14 protein-coding genes and 1 tRNA gene are annotated in these 18,089 nt (G+C 62.8%); 10 read left to right on the top strand and 5 right to left on the bottom strand.

Annotation, left to right across the window (positions count from 1 at the left end; all coding sequences use genetic code 11):
- Nucleotides 1-1,305, bottom strand: coding sequence for a M20/M25/M40 family metallo-hydrolase (locus OH146_RS01625; RefSeq protein WP_265156727.1), 1,305 nt, complete (start codon nucleotides 1,303-1,305; stop codon nucleotides 1-3).
- A 102-nt stretch (nucleotides 1,306-1,407) separates the two neighbouring features.
- Between OH146_RS01625 and OH146_RS01620 the strand changes: the two genes are divergently transcribed.
- From OH146_RS01620 to OH146_RS01585, 8 genes are all read left to right on the top strand, one after another.
- Nucleotides 1,408-1,492 (top strand) — tRNA-Leu (locus OH146_RS01620).
- A gap of 157 nt (nucleotides 1,493-1,649) precedes the next feature.
- A complete protein-coding gene (locus OH146_RS01615; RefSeq protein ID WP_265156725.1) occupies nucleotides 1,650-3,602 on the top strand; it encodes a type I restriction-modification system subunit M in 1,953 nt (650 codons plus the stop codon).
- Nucleotides 3,599-4,855, top strand: a complete 1,257-nt coding sequence (locus OH146_RS01610; RefSeq protein ID WP_265156723.1) for a restriction endonuclease subunit S — start codon at nucleotides 3,599-3,601, stop codon at nucleotides 4,853-4,855. Before OH146_RS01615 ends, OH146_RS01610 begins: the two co-directional genes overlap by 4 nt.
- Nucleotides 4,852-5,715, top strand: coding sequence for a GIY-YIG nuclease family protein (locus tag OH146_RS01605; protein WP_265156721.1), 864 nt, complete (start codon nucleotides 4,852-4,854; stop codon nucleotides 5,713-5,715). Before OH146_RS01610 ends, OH146_RS01605 begins: the two co-directional genes overlap by 4 nt.
- A 47-nt stretch (nucleotides 5,716-5,762) precedes the next feature.
- Nucleotides 5,763-6,398: a nucleotidyltransferase domain-containing protein gene (locus OH146_RS01600; RefSeq protein WP_265156719.1), complete on the top strand. Its 636-nt coding sequence runs from the start codon at nucleotides 5,763-5,765 to the stop codon at nucleotides 6,396-6,398.
- Nucleotides 6,399-6,427: 29 nt separating this feature from the next.
- Nucleotides 6,428-6,805: a hypothetical protein gene (locus OH146_RS01595; RefSeq protein ID WP_265156717.1), complete on the top strand. Its 378-nt coding sequence runs from the start codon at nucleotides 6,428-6,430 to the stop codon at nucleotides 6,803-6,805.
- Nucleotides 6,806-6,821: 16 nt separating this feature from the next.
- Nucleotides 6,822-9,896, top strand: a complete 3,075-nt coding sequence (locus tag OH146_RS01590; protein WP_265156715.1) for a type I restriction endonuclease subunit R — start codon at nucleotides 6,822-6,824, stop codon at nucleotides 9,894-9,896.
- Between the two features lie 174 nt (nucleotides 9,897-10,070).
- A complete protein-coding gene (locus tag OH146_RS01585) occupies nucleotides 10,071-10,856 on the top strand; it encodes a hypothetical protein (RefSeq protein ID WP_265156714.1) in 786 nt (261 codons plus the stop codon).
- A 47-nt stretch (nucleotides 10,857-10,903) separates the two neighbouring features.
- Here OH146_RS01585 and OH146_RS01580 read toward each other — a convergent pair whose 3' ends face one another.
- Both OH146_RS01580 and OH146_RS01575 read right to left on the bottom strand, forming a co-directional pair.
- Nucleotides 10,904-11,362: a transposase gene (locus OH146_RS01580; protein WP_265156712.1), complete on the bottom strand. Its 459-nt coding sequence runs from the start codon at nucleotides 11,360-11,362 to the stop codon at nucleotides 10,904-10,906.
- 287 nt (nucleotides 11,363-11,649) lie between these two features.
- On the bottom strand, nucleotides 11,650-12,534 hold the full coding sequence (locus OH146_RS01575) for a restriction endonuclease (protein WP_265156710.1): 885 nt from the start codon (nucleotides 12,532-12,534) through the stop codon (nucleotides 11,650-11,652).
- Nucleotides 12,535-12,824: 290 nt separating this feature from the next.
- Here OH146_RS01575 and OH146_RS01570 point away from each other — a divergent pair, with 290 nt between their 5' ends.
- Both OH146_RS01570 and OH146_RS01565 read left to right on the top strand, forming a co-directional pair.
- The gene (locus OH146_RS01570; protein WP_265156708.1) at nucleotides 12,825-14,633 is read left to right on the top strand and encodes an alpha/beta hydrolase family protein; all 1,809 of its coding nucleotides are present in this window, start codon (nucleotides 12,825-12,827) and stop codon (nucleotides 14,631-14,633) included.
- 293 nt (nucleotides 14,634-14,926) lie between these two features.
- Nucleotides 14,927-15,790: an NAD-dependent epimerase/dehydratase family protein gene (locus OH146_RS01565; RefSeq protein ID WP_265156706.1), complete on the top strand. Its 864-nt coding sequence runs from the start codon at nucleotides 14,927-14,929 to the stop codon at nucleotides 15,788-15,790.
- Here OH146_RS01565 and OH146_RS13845 read toward each other — a convergent pair.
- Together OH146_RS13845 and OH146_RS01555 are read right to left on the bottom strand one after the other, a co-directional pair.
- Nucleotides 15,776-17,224 (bottom strand): sensor domain-containing protein, encoded by a 1,449-nt coding sequence (locus tag OH146_RS13845; protein WP_265156704.1) that lies wholly within the window; start codon nucleotides 17,222-17,224, stop codon nucleotides 15,776-15,778. The two genes, OH146_RS01565 and OH146_RS13845, sit on opposite strands and share 15 nt — an antisense overlap.
- Nucleotides 17,221-17,955, bottom strand: coding sequence for an alpha/beta fold hydrolase (locus OH146_RS01555; RefSeq protein WP_372508485.1), 735 nt, complete (start codon nucleotides 17,953-17,955; stop codon nucleotides 17,221-17,223). The genes OH146_RS13845 and OH146_RS01555 overlap by 4 nt, the downstream gene beginning before the upstream one ends.
- Between the last annotated feature and the right edge of the window lie 134 nt (nucleotides 17,956-18,089).

The raw sequence follows: 18,089 nt of genomic DNA, 5'->3' as shown, positions 1-18,089 counted from the left end.
TCAGTATTCCAGCAGCAGGTCCCTGAGAACGCGCCTGCCGAACACGAGCGCGTCGAGCGGCACGCGCTCGTCGACCCCGTGGAACATTCCCGTGAAGTCGAGCTCGGGCGGCAGTTTGAGGGGTGCGAAACCGTAGCCGCGAATGCCGAGCTTGGTGAGCGCCTTGTTGTCGGTGCCGGCGGCGAGCAGGTAGGGCAGCACGGGGGCCCCGGGGTCGTGCCGTTCGAGCGTGGCCTTGACGGCGTCGACGAGCGAGCCGTCGAAGCTCGTCTCGGTGCCCACGTCGCGGAAGGAGGTGACGACCTCGATGTCGGGACCGACAGCATCCTGGATCGCGGCGATCACGGCATCCTCCTCGCCTGGGAAGGCGCGGATGTCGAGGGCTGCCTCGGCAATGTCGGGGATGACGTTGTGCTTGTAGCCGGAGGCGAGCATGGTCGGGTTGACGGTGTTGCGGAGGGATGCCTGGATCCAGGTGGAGGCGGTGCCCGTCGCGAGGGCTAGCTCGTCGGGGCCTACCTGCTGTGGGTCCACGCCGAGGATGCGGGCGATCTCGCCGAGCAACTCCTCCGTCGTGTCGGTGAGTCGCACGGGCCACTCGAGCTTTCCGGCTTTGGCGACGGCTTCCGCGAGGCGCGTGATCGCGTTGTCGGGGTGAATGCGGGAGCCGTGGCCGGCGCGGCCGCGGGCGACCAGCTTGGCCCAGATGAGTGCCTTCTCCCCCGTCTGAAGCAGATAGGCGCGGGTGTCGCCCACCGTGATGGAGTACCCGCCGACCTCGCTGATCGCCTCGGTCGCACCCGCGAAGAGCTCCGGATGCTCGCGCACGAGGTATCCGGAGCCGAAAACTCCGCCCGCCTCCTCGTCCGCAAAGAAGGCGACGACGAGGTCGCGCGCGGGGCGCTCCCCCGACTTCAGGATGTCGCCGAGGGCGGTGAGGATCATGGCGTCCATGTTCTTCATGTCGACGGCGCCGCGCCCCCACAACATGCCGTCTTTGATGACGCCCTCGAAGGGGTCCACCGTCCAGTTGTCGGCGATTGCGGGGACAACGTCGAGGTGCCCGTGCACGACGAGTTTGCCCTTGCTGCTGTCGCGGCCCTTCACGTGCGCGACCACGCTCACCCGGCCGGGTGCGCCCTCGAACATCTGGGGCTCGAGGCCGAGCTCGATGAGCTTCTGGGCGACGTACTCCGCAGCATCCGCCTCGCCGTTCGACCGGCCCTCCCCGTAGTTGGTGGTGTCGAAGCGGATGAGGTCGCGCGCGATGATGGCGGTCTCGTCGAGCTCGGCGTGCGTCGTCATGCCTCCACGGTACCGGGCGCGCGGCGGCAGCGTCGGGCGTGTGCATTTGGGTGCCTCAGAGCATGCTAAAGTCATACCTCGTTGCGGTGAGCAACACACCCAGTCCGGGTGGCGGAATAGGTAGACGCGCTAGCTTGAGGTGCTAGTGCCCGTATAGGGCGTGGGGGTTCAAGTCCCCCCTCGGACACGGAAATCGAACCGGCGATCAGATCTCTCTGATAGCCGGTTTTTTCGTGCTCTCAGAGCTTCTCGCTGCGGAGCGTCTGGCTGCGGATGTCGGCGGAAACCGGCAGACTCGTCATGCCGCGCTCTTGCGTACCCGCGGCACTGGGGAGAGTCACGTCTTGAGTAACAACCACGCCACCTTCATCTGGTCGATCGCCGATCTGCTGCGCGGCAGCTTCAAAGCCCACCAGTACGGCGACATCATCCTGCCGTTCACGGTGCTGCGCCGTCTGGATGCGGTCCTCGCGCCAACACAGAAGGCCGTATTCGAGGCGGTCGAGCAGGCGAAGGGTGACGGGCTGCCGGTGCGGGCGTCGCTGCTGCGCAACAAGGCAGGTCACCAATACTCGTTCTGGAACGAGTCACGCTTCGACCTGAAGACCGCGCTCGGCGACTCGGAGAACCTTGCGGCGAACCTGCTCGACTACGTCAACGGCTTCTCGGAGAACGTGAAGGACATCTTCGACAAGTACAAGATCTCCGACCGCATCGCAGAACTCGACGAGCACAACCTTCTCTTCCTCGTCACTCAGCGCTTTGCCGAGGTGGACCTGTCGCCGACGAAGGTGCCGAACGAGGAGATGGGCCACATCTTCGAGGAGCTGATCCGCAAGTTCGCGGAAGCTTCCAATGAGACCGCCGGTGAGCACTTCACCCCGAGGGACGTCATCGAACTGATGGTCGACATCCTCTTGGCCCCCGAATCCGACACCCTCGCGAAGGCGAACGTGGTGCGCTCCGTCTACGACCCCACCGCCGGCACAGGCGGGATGCTGTCAGTGGCGGAGGACCACATCCGCAGCGCCAACCCGTCGGCAACGCTCACACTGGCGGGGCAGGAGATCAACCCGCAGTCCTACGCCATCTGCAAGGCGGACATGACGGTGAAGGGCCAGTCGGTTGACGCGATCGTGTTCGGCGACACCCTCCTCAACGACGGCCACGCCGGCCAGACGTTCTCGTATTGCCTGTCGAATCCGCCGTTCGGCGTGGACTGGAAGAAGCAGCAGAAGGCCGTCACCGAGGAGCACACCCTCCGCGGCTACGCCGGCCGCTTCGGCCCGGGTCTCCCCCGCGTCTCCGATGGGTCGATGCTGTTCCTCCTGCACCTGATCTCGAAGATGCGCCCCGCCGAGGACGGTGGCGGCCGGGCGGCGATCGTGCTGAATGGCAGTCCGCTATTCACGGGTGGTGCGGGGTCGGGTGAGTCGAACATCCGCAAGTGGGTGTTGGAGCGTGACCTGCTGGAGGCGATCATCGCCCTGCCGACGGACATGTTCTACAACACCGGCATCGCCACCTACATCTGGGTGCTCTCGACGAAAAAGAGCCCGGAGCGCAAGGGCAAGGTGCAGCTCATCGACGGGTCGAAGTTCTTCCGCAAGATGCGCAAGGGCCTCGGCTCGAAGCGCAACGAGCTCAGCGACGAGAACATCGCCGGCATTGTGAAGCTCTACGAGCAGTTCGGTGAGGCGGAACAGTCGAAGGTGTTCGCGGTCGAGGACTTTTTCTACCGCACGATCACGGTCGAGCGGCCGCTGCGCCTGAACTGGGCGCTCACCGCGGAGCGGCTCGCTGTCGCGCGGGAAGCGAAGGCTCTCGCCAGGGTTGCGGCCGACTGGACTCGGCTGGTCGAGCTTGTCGAAACCAACCCGGTCGAGCCGACGACGGATGCCGCAGCCTTCCGCAAGGCAGTCACTCATGTGTTGGCAGAGACGGGTGTGACCCTCAACGCTTCCCAGCTGAAGGCGTTCATCGCGGGCCTGTCGGCGCGCGACGAGAATGCCCCGATCGTGACGGGTGCGAAGGGCAAGCCGGAGCCGGACCCGAGCCTGCGCGATACCGAGAACGTCCCGTGGAGTGAGGACATCCACGAGTACTTCGAGCGCGAGGTGAAGCCCTTCGCACCGGATGCCTGGATCGACGAGTCGAAGACGAAGGAAGGGTGCGAAATCCCCTTCACCCGCCACTTCTACAAGTACGTCCCCCCGCGCTCACTCGAAGAGATCGACGCCGACCTCGACGCCGTCCTCGGCCGAATCCGCGCACGACTCGAAGCGGTGAAAGCGTGACGGAGCTCAAGCCATACCCGGAGTACAAGGACAGCGGTGTCGAATGGCTCGGCAGACTGCCCGTCGACTGGGACATTTGCGCCGTCGGTCGATTCGTTCACTTTAGGAACGGTGCTGACTACGCATCTGTAGAGGTTGAGGAGGGTGGCTACCCTGTCTACGGATCTGGGGGTGAGTTTCGCCGGGCCTCGTCCTATTTGTTCGAGGGTGAATCCGTGCTCTTCGGACGGAAGGGCACTGTAGACAAGCCGTTGCATGTCAACGGGCGCTTCTGGACTGTCGACACGATGTACTACACCGATATTTCGACGAACCACTTGCTGCCTCGTTTCGTTTACTACTGGGCGGCTCAGTTGCCCTACGCCTACTGGGTGACCAGCACCGCCCTTCCCAGCATGACTCAGTCGGACCTGGCAACGGCGAAGATCCCGTACATGTCGCTTGCAGATCAGGCGGCGATAGTGAAGTTCCTGGATCGGGAGACCGCGGAGATCGACGCGTTCATCGCGAACCAGGAAGAACTCATCAGGCTGCTCACCGAGCGGCGTGCCGCGACGATCAGCCACGCCGTCACCAAGGGCCTCGACCCGACCGCCCCGACGAGAGACAGCGGTATTGAGTGGCTCGGATCGATCCCTCGACACTGGGAAGTGCGGCGGATAAAGCAAGTCGGGAGGTCGCTCATTGGGCTCACCTACTCGCCCGATGACCTCACGGAAAGCGACGACGGAACGATCGTGCTTCGTTCTGGCAACATCAAGCGCGGTTTGATCGACATCAGCACGGATGTGGTTCGGGTGAGTTCGCTGATCCCTGCAGAGCTTCGAACCAGAGAAGGTGACATTCTGATTTGCGCTCGAAATGGAAGCCGAGCACTGGTTGGGAAAAACGCAATCATCACCGATGTCACTGTAGGAGAGACCTTCGGCGCATTTATGAGCGTGCTTCGCACCCGCGACTATCGATTCATGAGTTGGGTTCTCAACTCTTCGCTCTTCTCTTCCCAAATGGGCCTTTTTTCCACGTCGACGGTTAATCAGTTAACGAGATCCACTCTCGACAACATGGAGATCCCTTGGCCCGACACGGCTGAGCGCAAGCGCATCTCGGACGAGCTCGAGGAAGAGGTGGGAGAGCTCGACGCGGCGGTCGCAGATGGGCGCGAGGCGATCGCGTTGTCGCGGGAGCGGCGGGCTGCCCTGATCTCGGCGGCGGTGACCGGGAAGATCGACGTCAGAGACGGACAAGCATGAGAGCGCAAACGATTCAGATCTTTCTTCCGACCGGCAACCCGAAGGGTCTCCGGCACGCCGAGATCACCACTCGAACGGTGAGAGTGTACGAGGTCCCCCGGTCAGACCTGAAGGAGTTCGTGGCCGACCCTTTCGCGGGGCAGCCCGGTGTGTATTTCCTGGTCGGAGAAGACGCCGAAAGCGATGATGAACGTCCGGCGCTCTATGTCGGCGAGTCTGACGAGGTGGCGAAGCGTCTCACGCAGCACGACGTGAATAAGTCGTTCTGGGACCGCGCATACGTCGCTGTGTCTCTCACGAACAGTTGGACGAAAGCCCACACCAGGCAGTTCGAACTGGATGCGCTCGAGAAGGCCAAGCTGGCTGCCAGTCACCGACTGACGAACGGCACCGTAGGCTTCGCACGGTCGCTTCCCGCCCCTGTGATGGCGGATTGCCGCGAGTTCTTCGAGACCATCGAAATCCTGCTCGCAACCCTCGGAGCCTCATTCCTTGAAGTCCCCGCCTCATCCGAAGAAACCCCCACCACCAGCCTTCTTCTCATCGACCACGAAGGCGGCCGTGCGACAGGAAACTACTCTTCCGCCGGCTTCACCGTGTTCTCCGGCTCCGCAGCACGCCCCGTCGTGAGCGGGCTGCCCAAGATCACTGAACGACGAAACCAGCTCCTCACCCAGGGCGTGCTCGCGCCACAAGGAGACGGCTACGCGTTCACACGAGACCACGTCTTCCGGTCCCCATCTGGCGCAGCAGGGGCAGTCCTAGGCCGGTCCGCGAACGGCTGGACAGAGTGGAAAGACGTCAACGGCGTCACCCTCGACGCCATAGAACGACCACCCGTCGTCGGTGCAGTTCCCTAAGCCTGTGGTGCGTTCCATTTTCGAGACATTCGTGCCAGAATCGTCACATGAACCTGAGTGAACCGCTGGACGGGCTGACGAGCCCAGTCGAGGCCGCCGTGCTGCGAGTGCTCTCTCGGGCCGACGCTGGCTTCTCGGGGAGACAGATCCACGCCCTCGCTGGCATCGGCTCGACGTCCAGCGTGCACCGTGCCGTCAACAATCTCGCCAGGGTCGGACTCGTTACGGCCGAATCCAGACCGCCCGCCATCATCTACCGCCCGAATCGCCAGCACGTACTCTGGCCCGTCGTGGAACTGGGGCTTGAGTCGCGCTCACGCGCCCTCGACGGCATCCGCGAGTTCTGTCTCGAAGAAGTGCCAAGCGAAGTACCAGAGGAAGCGCGGATGACGCTTCTCCTCTACGGCTCGGTCGCTCGCCGCGAGTCGGACGCGGAATCCGACATCGACCTGCTCCTCGTCTTCCCGAACTACTTCGACCCGGAAGCTCGTGCAGACTTCAGCTACAGGCTCGGCGAGCATGTAGAACGCCTGACCGGGAACGAAGCACAGATCTATTCGCTGGAGCGATCAGAGTTCGAGCAGAGGGTCACCGAACGCGATCCGTTCGTAGCGAACGTGCTCACCGACGGCATCCATATCTGTGGCCCCGCGCTCCCCGGGATGCGGGCGAGCGCCGCATGAACCCGCGGATCAGCCCGCGGCGACAGCCGATGGAAGCTGCTTCGGTCCGCATCCGTCTGCGAGACGCGCAGACTCGTCTGGATTCCGCAGAGCTCCAACTCGGTGGCTCAAGTCCACACGAATGGAAGCACGCTGGCGAGATCGCGGTCAGCGCTGGCATCGCCGCGAGCGACGCAATCTGCGGCCACGTGCTCGGCTACAAAGTCTCATCCGACGCACACCGCGATGCGCTCGACGCGCTGCGATCCGCCAGTAACGCGTCGACTGCCAAGCATCTTGATGCGCTGCTGGCGGAGAAATCAGCACAGTCATACGGCGATCGCCTCCCGACTCACGCGGAGGCATCCCGACTCGTCCTTCACGCGCGCCGACTTGTCGACGCCGCGGTCACCGTCGTAGCAAGCTAACCAGGGGGAACAATCAATGGCGATTCATCATGAGGACGCGTTCGAGGTTGAGCTGTGTGAGCATCTGGCGGCGCACGGGTGGGAGTACTCCCCCGACGACCTCGGCTACGACCGCGAGCGGGGCCTGTTCGAGGACGACATCATCGGCTGGCTCCAAGACACGCAGCCGGAGCAGCTGGCGAAGATCGTCAAGCCCGAGGCATCCGAAGTCTCCCAAGCTCAAGGCCGTAAGCAGGTCCTCGACCGGATCGTGCAGGTGCTCGCCACCGACACCATGAACGGCGGCGGCACCCTCGCCGCCCTCAAAGCTCCCATCGGCGTGCTGAATGCGAAGTTCTCGCTGTTCCAGGCGCGCCCGGCGACGACGTTGAATGCAATGACGGTGGAGCGGTTCCGGATGAACCGTGTGCGGGTGATGCGGCAGGTCGAGTACTCGACCAAGAACGGCAACCGGCTCGACCTGGCCCTGTTCGTCAACGGCATCCCCGTCGCCACCATCGAGCTGAAGACCGACCTCACCCAGAACCTGCAGGCCGGGCTTAAGCAGTACGCGACGGACCGTCGCCCCGAGGGTGAACCCCTGCTCTCGCTTGGGCGTGGGGCGCTGGTGCACTTCGTTGTCACCAACGAAGAAGTGCATATGACCACGAAGCTCGACGGTGCGAACACCCGCTTCCTGCCGTTCAACCGGGGCAAGGGCAACGGTGCTGGCAACGACCCGATCCCCGGCACGAGCCCGACGGCGTACTTCTGGCAGGAGATCCTGGAGCGGGAGACCTGGTTGGACATCGTCGGCCGGTTCTTGCACTACCGGTTCGAGGAGAAGACCGACCCGATCGACGGGAAGAAGACCTACACGCGGTCGCTGCGGTTCCCTCGCTACCACCAGTGGCGGGCCGTCACAAAGCTCGAAAGTGCCGTCCTCGACGAAGGCCCCGGGCACAACTACCTGATCCAGCACTCCGCTGGATCAGGGAAGACCGACTCGATCGCGTGGACTGCGCACCGGATGGCGCAGCTCCACAAACCCGATGGCACCAAGATGTTCGACGGTGTCATCGTCGTCTCCGACCGGCAGGTCCTCGACGGGCAACTGCAGCGCGCCGTCGAGCAGCTGGAAACCACCTCCGGCGTGTTTGAGCCGATCACGCGGGGTGGGGATGCGTCAAAGTCGAAGCAGCTCGCATCCGCTCTCCTGGCCGGGCGGCAGATCATCGGCGTGACCCTGCAGACCTTCCCGCACGCGCTCACCGAGATCGAGAACAACGCCGGTCTGGCGGGGCGCAAGTATGCCGTCATCGCCGACGAAGCGCACTCGTCCCAGACGGGTGAGGCTGCGGCATCCCTCAAGCAGGTGCTCACTGCAGGTGCTGGCGAGGGCGACGAGACGGTGGATGCCGAGGATGTGCTGGCCGACATGATGGCCCGCAAGGTTGGGGTCGGCACGGTGTCGTTCTTCGCCTTCACCGCCACCCCGAAGGGCAAGACGGTGGAGCTGTTCGGGCGGGAGGACGAGCAGGGGGTGAAGAAGGAGTTCGACCTGTACTCGATGAAGCAAGCCATTGAGGAGGGCTTCATCCTGGACGTGCTGAAGAACTACATCACCTACGACCTCGCCTTCACCATCGCCCACACCGCTGGCGGCGCAGACGTCGAAGTTGACACCACGAAGGCGAACACTGAGTTGATGCGGTGGGTGCGGCTGCACCCGACCAACATCGCGCAGAAGGTTGCGGTGATCGTGGAGCACTTCCGCGCGAACGTGCGCACCGAGCTCGGCGGCCGCGCCAAAGCCATGGTGGTCACCGGGTCTCGTAAGGAGGCCGTGCGGTACAAGGTCGCTATCGACAAGTACCTGAAGGACAACAAGCTCGACGGACAGCTGGGCGCTCTCGTCGCGTTCTCTGGCACCGTCACCGACCCGGAATCCGGTGCGGAGGAGCACACCGAGATGAGCATGAACCCGGGACTGAAGGGACGCTCGCTGGAGGCGGCGTTCGGCGGGGATGAGTTCCAGGTGCTGATCGTCGCCAGCAAATTTCAGACGGGCTTCGACCAGCCGCTGCTGGTGGGCATGTATGTGGACAAGAAGCTCTCCGGCATCACCGCCGTGCAGACCCTCTCCCGCCTGAACCGAGTCATCCCCGGCAAGGAGAACACCTACATCCTCGACTTCGTCAACGACCCCGACGAGATCCTCACCGCGTTCCAGACCTACTACGAGGATGCGGACCTGACGAAGCCGTCAGACCCGAACATCATCCACACCATGCGGTCGAAGCTGCGCAGCATGAACATCATCGACAGCCACGACGTCGACGGGGTCGTGGACGCGTGGCTGAATAAGACCAGCCACAACGCCCTCTACTCCCACATCAAGGCCTCTCGCGACGTGTTCTGGACGCGGTGGAACGACGCCGTCGAGGCATCCGACGACCTGGAGATCGGTCGCCTGGAGGAGTTCCGCGGCACCGTTAATGCGTTCGTGAGGGCGTATGACTTCCTGTCGCAGATCCTCGACTACGGCGACACAGACATCGAGAAGTGGGCGATCTTCCTGCGCGTCTACCGCCGCGTGATCGAGCGTCAGGATGCTGACCCGCGGGTGATCAACACGGACGAGGTGGTGCTCACCCACTACCGGCTGCGCAAGCTCGACGCACGCAACCTCGGCCTCACCCCGGGCAAGTCCGGTGAGCTGACCGGCATCACCGAAGCCGGGTCGGGTCAGCCGCGCGAGGTGAAGTACGGGCTGCTGCAGGACGTGATCGACAAGATCAACGACCTCTTCTCCGGCACCGGCGTCAGCGAAGTCGACGGCATCGCCGTCACCGAGACGATCATGCGCCACGTGGTGGAGAACGAGAAGATCCAGGCCGAGGCGATGGCCAATACCCCGGTCGACTTCGAAACCTCCCCCACCATCGAGAGCGAACTCGAAGACGTCATCTACGCCTCCGCCGTCGGCCATAACGACGGCATCAAGGCGCTGCTGCAGATGGAGAATCTCGGGCCGCTCGTGAAGGTGCTGGTCGCGATGGGGCTGTACGAGAAGTCACGGGATGAGGCGGAGCGAGCCGCTGGTGCATAGTGACGACAATTCATGCGCTGCGTCGATGACGCTCCCCCAGTGGAGATGGGCTACGAACGATTGGACTAGCACCTTATGGCACGGTCAAAACCCGTTCGGCCTCGCGCCATTGCCGACCTCCTAGCGCGACCGCTGCAGGAACGGATTCACGTTCTGGCTGAGGGCCTACATCTCTTGGTCGAGCATGTCGAAGCACTGCAGACCTCGATAGATGGGCTAGACGAGGCTGGCCATCGCGGCCGTCCCATTCTCGAATCTGTAATGGGGGAAGAAGCGGCGAAGGTGCTCATCATCCTAGATGTTGTTAGAGGAGGCTGGACGGAGCAAGCTGAAGTGAGACGCCGCTTGAATTACTTCAGTAGTCACTTCGCGCGGGGTATCTATCAGCGCGTTACCGCGACAAACCCAGGGACCTTCGGCGAGACAAACAATTACGTGCAGCTGCTGCGACCTGAGATGTACCTCGACGGACCGAACGATGCTGACTGGATCTTTCGCAATGAGATAGAGACTTCACGGGAGCTAGCCGTGTACGTCGACTACGTGAAAGAGGAGAACCACTACGCCTGGGTTACACCACGCGACACCTACTCCTCACTGCATTGGCCTGCAACAATTACTGCTGACCTAGTGTGCGCGATTTCTCGCATTGGCCTGCTGACAGAAGCTGGGCTTTCTATCGCCAGCGCCGAGTGGAATGGTGTCGTGGTCACCAATGAGATGACGTTCGCTGAACTGTTTGAGATCAATAGCAGGGTCACCGGTCAGATCATCGATAGAGGACTATATGGGAAGAACGCGGCCCAGGAAGACTTTCAAGAAGTTGCCGAGCACTGGCCTTTCCCCCTTTTCTCCCTCGACCTGTCCAAGCTTCCCGTGAGCCATGAGGAGCTCGAATCCGCGCGGTCAAGAGCCGAGGAAGCTTTCTGGCGCAGCGAGCTGGGGCCGTTCGATTTCTGAAGCCACGAAGCTACCAATGTTCCCGGTCAGGTACTCAGCAATCGCGTCTACGGCGCCCTGACAACAGCACTTACGTCCTCACCGCTGCGCATCCTCGCGTCTATCGCAACGCTTGGACGCAGACGCTTCAAAACGCGACTGTGCCTCGCATCGTGCCGCCCATAGATGCCGATCGAGGATGAAGGAGGAATCGGCGACGATTCATCGTTTGTGGACGCAATGCTCCCGGAAGGAACTCGCCACTCGACAATGGGAACCTGACCCGGTTTCCCGGACGGTTTCGCCATTTCCAGCGCGCGATTGCGGCGGCGCAATTCGACGAGTTCCTTGTGCTCGTCGGTCGTGATCCCGGCTTTGCGGCCGGAGTCGACCGCGTCGCGGTTCATCCAGTTCCGTAAGCACGACTTGCTGATCCCAAGGTCACGAACGGTCTGCACGACCGGGTTGCCCTGCGCAACAAAATCCAGGGCCCGACGCCGGAACTCCGGCGGGTGAGCAGCAGGCATCACGGACTCCTCTCTGAGGCAATCACCACCTCAAGTCAGGTGTACGGAAAAGCGGATCAGGCTCCGGTCAGGCTCCTCTTCCGGGGTTGGTCATTTTCCTAAACCGGCCTCATTACGCGTGCTCGCGCCTAGGCATTGTCCTTCGCTGGCGGTCGTAGTTGATTGCGCGTGAAGTGGAGACCAGTGGTGCGCCCAAGTTCAGCAAAGCAGAGCAACCGGGAGGGACTATTGCACCGGTCGGAAACTCCGCAAAGGTTTCAGATCCCGACGAGCGGAACGTGGATCGGTCAGGCTTCGAGAGCTTCTACTGCATCTCCGTGGGGCACAAAGCCGCCATCGAAGAGCTCCTGGGCGGGCAGATTCGCAGGAAAGATCGTCGCGGTTTCGACCTCATACTGGAAAACAGCAACCGGAGCTATCTCAGCAAACTCGGATCCCGAACCCGTCAAGGTGCCACTGGTCCACAGCATGGGGACCTTCTTGAGGACGGTGGCAACACCGAAGATCTCGCGCACTTCCTCCACGGGAACAGCGCCGGAATAGTGCTTCACGCTGACCGCAAAGTCTTTCGTGAGAACGTCGACGCCGCCATCTGAAGTCTGCTGAGTGACTTCAACTCCGTGCACACCTAGCCAGCGGAGCGCGTCGGCCACCCACAGCTCTGCTCCTCGCGCTGAGACGCCATACAGCTGGGGTTTCGGCGCTGGATGTTCGGAGGCAATGAGCGACGTGCTTACCGAAGGACTGTTCTCCGCGAGGTCGCGAGCGGCATTGAGTATCGGTTCAAGCAGCGAGCTGATTTTCGGCGCAGACTTTACAGCTAATGTCTCGCGGGCCGCATCGCGTCGCGCGATCTCTGCTTTTCGTTCGTCGAGCTCGGCCGGAAGACGGTCATTCTGTGCCGACATCACCTTGATGAGCGACTTCGAGTACTCACTCGCCCACGTTATTCGCAGCTGGATGCCGAGTAGCTCGTCATCTGCAAGGTCAAGAAGAAGCAAGATCGCGGCGACGAGATTCTCATGCAGGGTCTCGAATGCGTCCCCAGCTTCCTCCCCTATCGAGCCGGCAAGCTTAGCAACTCCCGCTACGAAAGAGTGCAGCTCGTCTGTGGTGAGCGTGGGATCCGCATCGCGGATTTGCTTCGAGAGAACCGAAAGTCGATTGGCCACGGGGCAATGCTAGCGGGGGCGTCTTCGATTAATCGGTGCCGAGGCTCACCTTGGTCGTGCAAGTGGTGTCGGCGGTGACAAGGGGATGGCCTCAGCCTTCGGCCAGCTATGGATAAACGCGCATCCGGGCTTCTCTGACTCACACCGTTCAGTTTTGGCAGTACCACGGTCCTCAAGCCGGTGCAGGTCACAAACGTCTACCGAGGCATCGACAGGGGCTCCGCACTCGCTGAATCTGTATTCTGACCGCGGAGTCTTAGAAGTGCGCCGATTCGAGGGGATCGCGGAATATGGAGCTTCAATTGTTGAATGAACCGACGGTCCTTCTGTTCCTACACGGGGTTGGGGACGGCGATCAGAACGACACATGGAAGCGCCATCTTGCCGATGCTCTGAACCGTCTGGGCTACGCGAGTCTGGATTCGGTGTCGGTCGTGGCCCCAAAGTACGCGCATGCTCTAAAGGGCTGGGATGACAAGGTCCCGCTGCCAGAGGTGACGATCAAGCGGCCTTCACGTGAGGAAGCAAGGAGGAACCGCCGGGAGTTCGAGCGGCGAATGGGCGCCGTCGAGTTCAGGCTTGGTCGGCACGATCATGGCAGCGGCCACGCTGCTGGCGACGCTTTGATCGACGGGGCGATGTTCCTGCCTCAGTTCGTTCAGGCGCAGAAGTATATTAAAGAGCCCGAGGTTCGGGCCCAGGTGTTGACGCGCATCCTTGGACTTTTGCCTGAGACCGGACGACTCGTAGTCGTAGCCCACAGCCTCGGATCAGTGATCGCTGCCGACCTGCTCCGGCGTCTCCCGATCGGTCTCGAAGTCGTCGGCATGATAACGATGGGCAGCCCGCTAGCGAACGGGAACTTCGATGTCGACAAGCTGCGGAATTCACTAGAAGAACCGCCTGCAAATTTGGCATGGTGGGTGAATTTCTGGAACGCGCTCGACCCCGTGGCCGCTCACCGGGGTCTTTCGTCAGTCTTTCCATGGCTCGTTGACTTTCGGATCAACTCTACGAAGCAGCTCCACCACGCCCATGACGCGGCGGAGTATCTGGCAGACGACGCCGTTGCCGAAGCTATCGGCTTCGCGCTGTTCGGGTCGAAATCCAAGGAGGTCGCCCGCGTCGAGCAGGGTCTCGACATCCCCTTGGATGCCGCGGAGCGACTTGCCCTCCTAGCGCTCCGCTATGCCCATCTTCTAAAGGCGAGACTAAAGGGCGAACTCCAGGATCGCTTTTCTGGCGCACTTCGACGAGTACACGCGACCGTCGTAGATGACATCAAAAGGAGAAACATCAGCGAGCGCCGCCCGATGCCTTCAGAGATCGCACGTCTCGCATTTGATCTTTCGGACCCCCGCGCTGTCGTGCCTGAGCCGCTCCCGAGCGCGCACATTGGAAAAGAAGACGCGGTGGTCTTCCTGACGGTCCTTGCGTCCGAGAACGTCATCCGCCCCTTCGAAATTTCCATCGGGAAGGATGAGTGGCAAGCCGCGATGGAAGAGCTCAGCGCGGAAATGGGTCTAGGAACCCGCTTCGGCACGGATGTGTTCGTAGCGGCGAAAGAGGCGCAAGAGGTTTTAAGCGGCGGGCGGGGGAAGACCTGGATCAAATGGGGAGCTCTCGGCGTGGGAGCTGTCGCGCTCGTTATTGCCACCGGCGGGCTGGCGCTCGCCGCCGCGCCCGGCCTAGCGGGAGCAGCGGCGATCACCAGTGCACTGGCGGCCTTCGGACCTGGTGGCATGGTTGGGGGCCTGCTAACAGCCGGAACCCTCATTGGAGCAGGCGGCGGCGGCATCGCCTTCGGCTTGGCCAGTCCTGGGACTACCGCGGAGACACTTGAGGCGGTCGTTGAGCGCCAGCTGGCCGCAGAAATCCTTCGAAAATCGCAGCGGATCCCCCAAGACCGGGCGGTGTGGAGAAACCTCGTCGAGACGGAGATTGAAGTGCGGCGTCAACACGAGCGTCTTGACGAGTTTTCTGACGCTTCAGCATCCTCTCTTAAGGAACTCAAGAGAAAGATCACCGCGGTCGAACGGGCCCTCAAGTTTATGCGAGACAACGGTCTCGAACCTGGTGTCCCCCCTCAAGAGCACTGACAATGGCGCCCTGTGTGGAATCTCACGAGTTGCGGCGTGGAACGCCCCTGGGTCCACCTCCCCGCTCCCCTGCAGGCGCTGGCCGAGATGGATAGTCCGAACCTCCCACGGAATCGAGCTGGCGATCAGAGCTCTCTGATGGCCGGCTTTTTCGTGCTCTCAGAGCGTCTGGCTGCGGAGCGTCTCGCTGCGGACGTCCTATCTCCCGAAACTGGACCATGCTCAGCCACCACTGGGATGCCTCAGGACATTGTGAACGGCTGAGCCCCTGGATTCGGGGGTAGCGTGGCCGCATGAGAGTTGTCGTGACCGGCGCCGCTGGAAAACTGGGACGCGTCGTCGTCGCCCATCTCCACGCTGAGGGGTACGAGGTCGCGGCCGTCGATCGCGTCCCCACCTCGCTCGGAGTGCCGAGCACGGTGGTCGATCTCACCGACTTCGGGCAGGTGCTCGGCGCGCTGACAGGCGTGCACGACCGCTGGAGTGCCGCCGAGGCGGTCGTGCACCTCGGGGCGATACCCGCTCCCGGGCTCACCACCAATGCGCACCTGCTCGCCAACAATGTCATCTCCACCCACAACGTCTTCGAAGCGGCGCGGGTCGCCGGAATCAAGAAGGTCGTGTGGGCGTCGAGCGAGACCGTGCTCGGGCTCCCCTTCGATACCCCTCCGCCCTACCTGCCCGTCGACGAGGAGTATCGGGTGCGCCCTGAAACCTCCTACTCGCTCGGCAAGGCCGTCGACGAGGAGATGGCCGCTCACTTTGCCCGCTGGGATCCCGAGCTCTCGATCATCGGCCTCCGCTACTCCAACGTCATGCTGCCCGAGGACTACGCCGCCTTCGAGGAGTGGCAGGATGACCCCGCCCTGCGGGCCTGGAACCTCTGGAGCTATATCGATGCGCGGGACGGGGCCGAGGCCGTGCGGCTGGCACTGGAAAGCGACATCCGCGGCTTCGAGCCATTCATCATCGCGGCGGCAGACACTGTCATGCTGCGACCGACCGAGGAACTCCTCACGGGCAACCTCGCGGCGCTCGAGTGCAGGACTCGGATCGAAGGACGCTCTTCGCTCTTCTCGGTGGACAAGGCGCGGCGACTGCTCGGCTACGAGCCGACCCACTCGTGGCGTGACGAACCGTCGTCAGAGGGAGACTGACTCCCCGACGGCAATGATGGAGCCCTGATTTCTTCCCGCACTGTTCGCGCGATACATCGCCGCCCCCGCGAGCTCGAAGAGCTTCTGCGACGAGACGCGAGCTCCGTCGACACCCGAATAGACGGCCACACCAACATTCGACGCAACCGTCTGCTCGCCATCCCCCGCCTGCAGCGGGCGGCGTAGGGCAGCGAGCAAACGATCCACGAGTTCTCTCGCCGACTCCTCATCCACGCCCGGGCAGATGAGCACGAACTCGTCTTCGCGAAGCCGGCCGACGAGATCACCGTGCCGCACCGTATGGGCGAGGCGAGCGCCGATCTCCGTGAGCGCCTCATCCCCGGCCACCTGCCCGAACGTGGCGTAGATGCTCTTGAGACCGTCCAGGGTGACCGTGGCGAGCGCCATCGGCCGCTTGCGAGACCTCGCGGCATCGATCGTCTCGTTGACGCGGGCGCCGATCAGGCGTCGGGTCGGAAGCCCCGTGACCTCGTCATAGAGCGCGCTACGCTCCAGAAGCCGCTCAACGCGGAGCCGCGTGAGCACCTCGGCGGCCTGCCGCCCAAAAGTCATGCTCAGGTCCGTCTCGTCGCTGTCGAAGCGACGCGTTCTCCGGAAGAACATGACGGCGACGCCCTGCGCCTTCTGCTGCCCGAGGATGGGAACCACTGCCACGCTCTCGACGCGAACCGCGCGCATCGCCCCGGCAGCCTCCGCAGCCCAGGATGTCAGCTCCTCAGCGCCGCCCACCGTGACGACCCGCTCGCCGCGCATCGCCTGCTCGACAGGGCCGCCTTCGGCGTGAAGCTCCGCCTGGAGAAGGGGTGCCCCGGCGGCGAGATGCGCGCTGTCCGCGTCCTCGCGCAGGTACACGGCAACCTCTCGTGCCGCGAACGCCTTCCGCAAACTGGCGGCCAACTCCTCAGCGAGACTCTCATCACTGTCTGCGGCGCCAAACCGCCCAGCCGCCTCGTGCAGCAAGCGCAAGCGCGTCTCGGACGCCTCGGCCTTTCGCCGCGCGTTGAGGAGTTCCCTCTCATACTCCTTCCGGCCGCTGTACTCGAAGACAGCCATGCGGATGGCGACGCGACGCCCCTCGTCGTTTGTTACAAGAAGCCCATTGACAAGAATCGGGAGGGGATCACCCGAGGCATGTTGAAGAGGCAACGCAACCTCACGGATATCTCCCTCGAGAAGAAGCGTCGGGACAAAACGCGACTCGAAGAAGAGTCGCCCGCCCGGGCTCAGAAGCGACAGCAGCGGCGCGCCGACAAGCTGGTCGCGTGTGTACCCACTCATCGCCAAGAAGGTGTCGTTGACGCGCACGATCACCCCATCCAGGGTGATCGAGAGGTATCCGCTCGGAGCGTTCTCGTAAAGATCAGCGAGAGAGGTCTCTATGGCATCGATTCCCGAAATGGGCTCACTAGTCACGCGAGAAATGTCTTGGTCTCTCGAACGAGTTCCTCAGGGCTCGACAGGTTTGGGATATGCCCGGTCGCCTTGAGCTTCACGAACACGCTCCCCTTGATCTGCTCGTGCACGAACTGTCCCGCCGCTTCTGGCGCGATCAGGTCTTCGCTGCACTGCAGAACGAGCGTCGGCAGACTCACGGCAGAGAGGTCACGCCGATTGTCGGAGAGGAATGTGACCCGCGCGAAGTGTCGCGCGATCTTGGGGTCCGTGCTGCAGAAGTTGCCGGTGAGTTCCTCACCCAACTCGGGGCGATCAGGATTGCCCATGATGACGGGCGCCATCGCCGCAGACCACCCCAGGTAGTTCGAGTCGAGGTCGTCGAGCAGGGCGAGGATGTCGCCCTCCTCGAATCCGCCGACGTAGTCACCGTCGTTGATGTATCGGGCCGTCGGGCCGACGAGCACGAGGGCGCCCAGACGGGCGGGATCGAGCTTTGCAGCAAGCACGCCGATCATGGCACTGACCGAATGGCCGACGAACACAGCATCCGTGAGGTCAAGCTCCTCGAGCATCTCGATCAGATCCTCGGCATAACCGTCGAGGGAATCGTACTTCGCATAGTCATAGGCCTGAAGGTCGGATGCCCCGGCGCCGACCAGATCGAAGAGCACGACCCGGTAGTCATCGGTGAACTGAGGAACGACGTGGCGCCACACTTCCTGATTGCACCCGAAGCCATGGGCGAACACGATCGGGCGACCCGAGGGATTTCCCACAACGGTGACGTTGTTCCTGCGGAGGATGGTGGAGGGCTCTGCGATGTTCGAAGGGATGGTCTGGCTCCAGGACAGTCGACGCGGATGGGGTGCTTGAAGGCTAGCAA

This window comes from Homoserinimonas sedimenticola, from assembly GCF_026094475.1.
Taxonomy (GTDB): Bacteria; Actinomycetota; Actinomycetes; order Actinomycetales; family Microbacteriaceae; genus Homoserinimonas; species Homoserinimonas sedimenticola.
The sequence above is the reverse complement of the archived record's forward strand: the minus strand, read 5'-3'. Positions and strand labels throughout refer to the sequence as shown.

What these genes read in the sequence shown, in the direction of transcription:
- OH146_RS01625 (WP_265156727.1), bottom strand. Translation starts at nt 1,305, where the DNA reads ATGACGACGCACGCCGAGCTCGACGAGACCGCCATCATCGCGCGCGAC.
- OH146_RS01605 (WP_265156721.1), top strand. Translation starts at nt 4,852, where the DNA reads ATGAGAGCGCAAACGATTCAGATCTTTCTTCCGACCGGCAACCCGAAG.
- OH146_RS01600 (WP_265156719.1), top strand. Translation starts at nt 5,763, where the DNA reads ATGAACCTGAGTGAACCGCTGGACGGGCTGACGAGCCCAGTCGAGGCC.
- OH146_RS01595 (WP_265156717.1), top strand. Translation starts at nt 6,428, where the DNA reads ATGGAAGCTGCTTCGGTCCGCATCCGTCTGCGAGACGCGCAGACTCGT.
- OH146_RS01590 (WP_265156715.1), top strand. Translation starts at nt 6,822, where the DNA reads ATGGCGATTCATCATGAGGACGCGTTCGAGGTTGAGCTGTGTGAGCAT.
- OH146_RS01580 (WP_265156712.1), bottom strand. Translation starts at nt 11,362, where the DNA reads ATGCCTGCTGCTCACCCGCCGGAGTTCCGGCGTCGGGCCCTGGATTTT.
- OH146_RS01570 (WP_265156708.1), top strand. Translation starts at nt 12,825, where the DNA reads ATGGAGCTTCAATTGTTGAATGAACCGACGGTCCTTCTGTTCCTACAC.
- OH146_RS01565 (WP_265156706.1), top strand. Translation starts at nt 14,927, where the DNA reads ATGAGAGTTGTCGTGACCGGCGCCGCTGGAAAACTGGGACGCGTCGTC.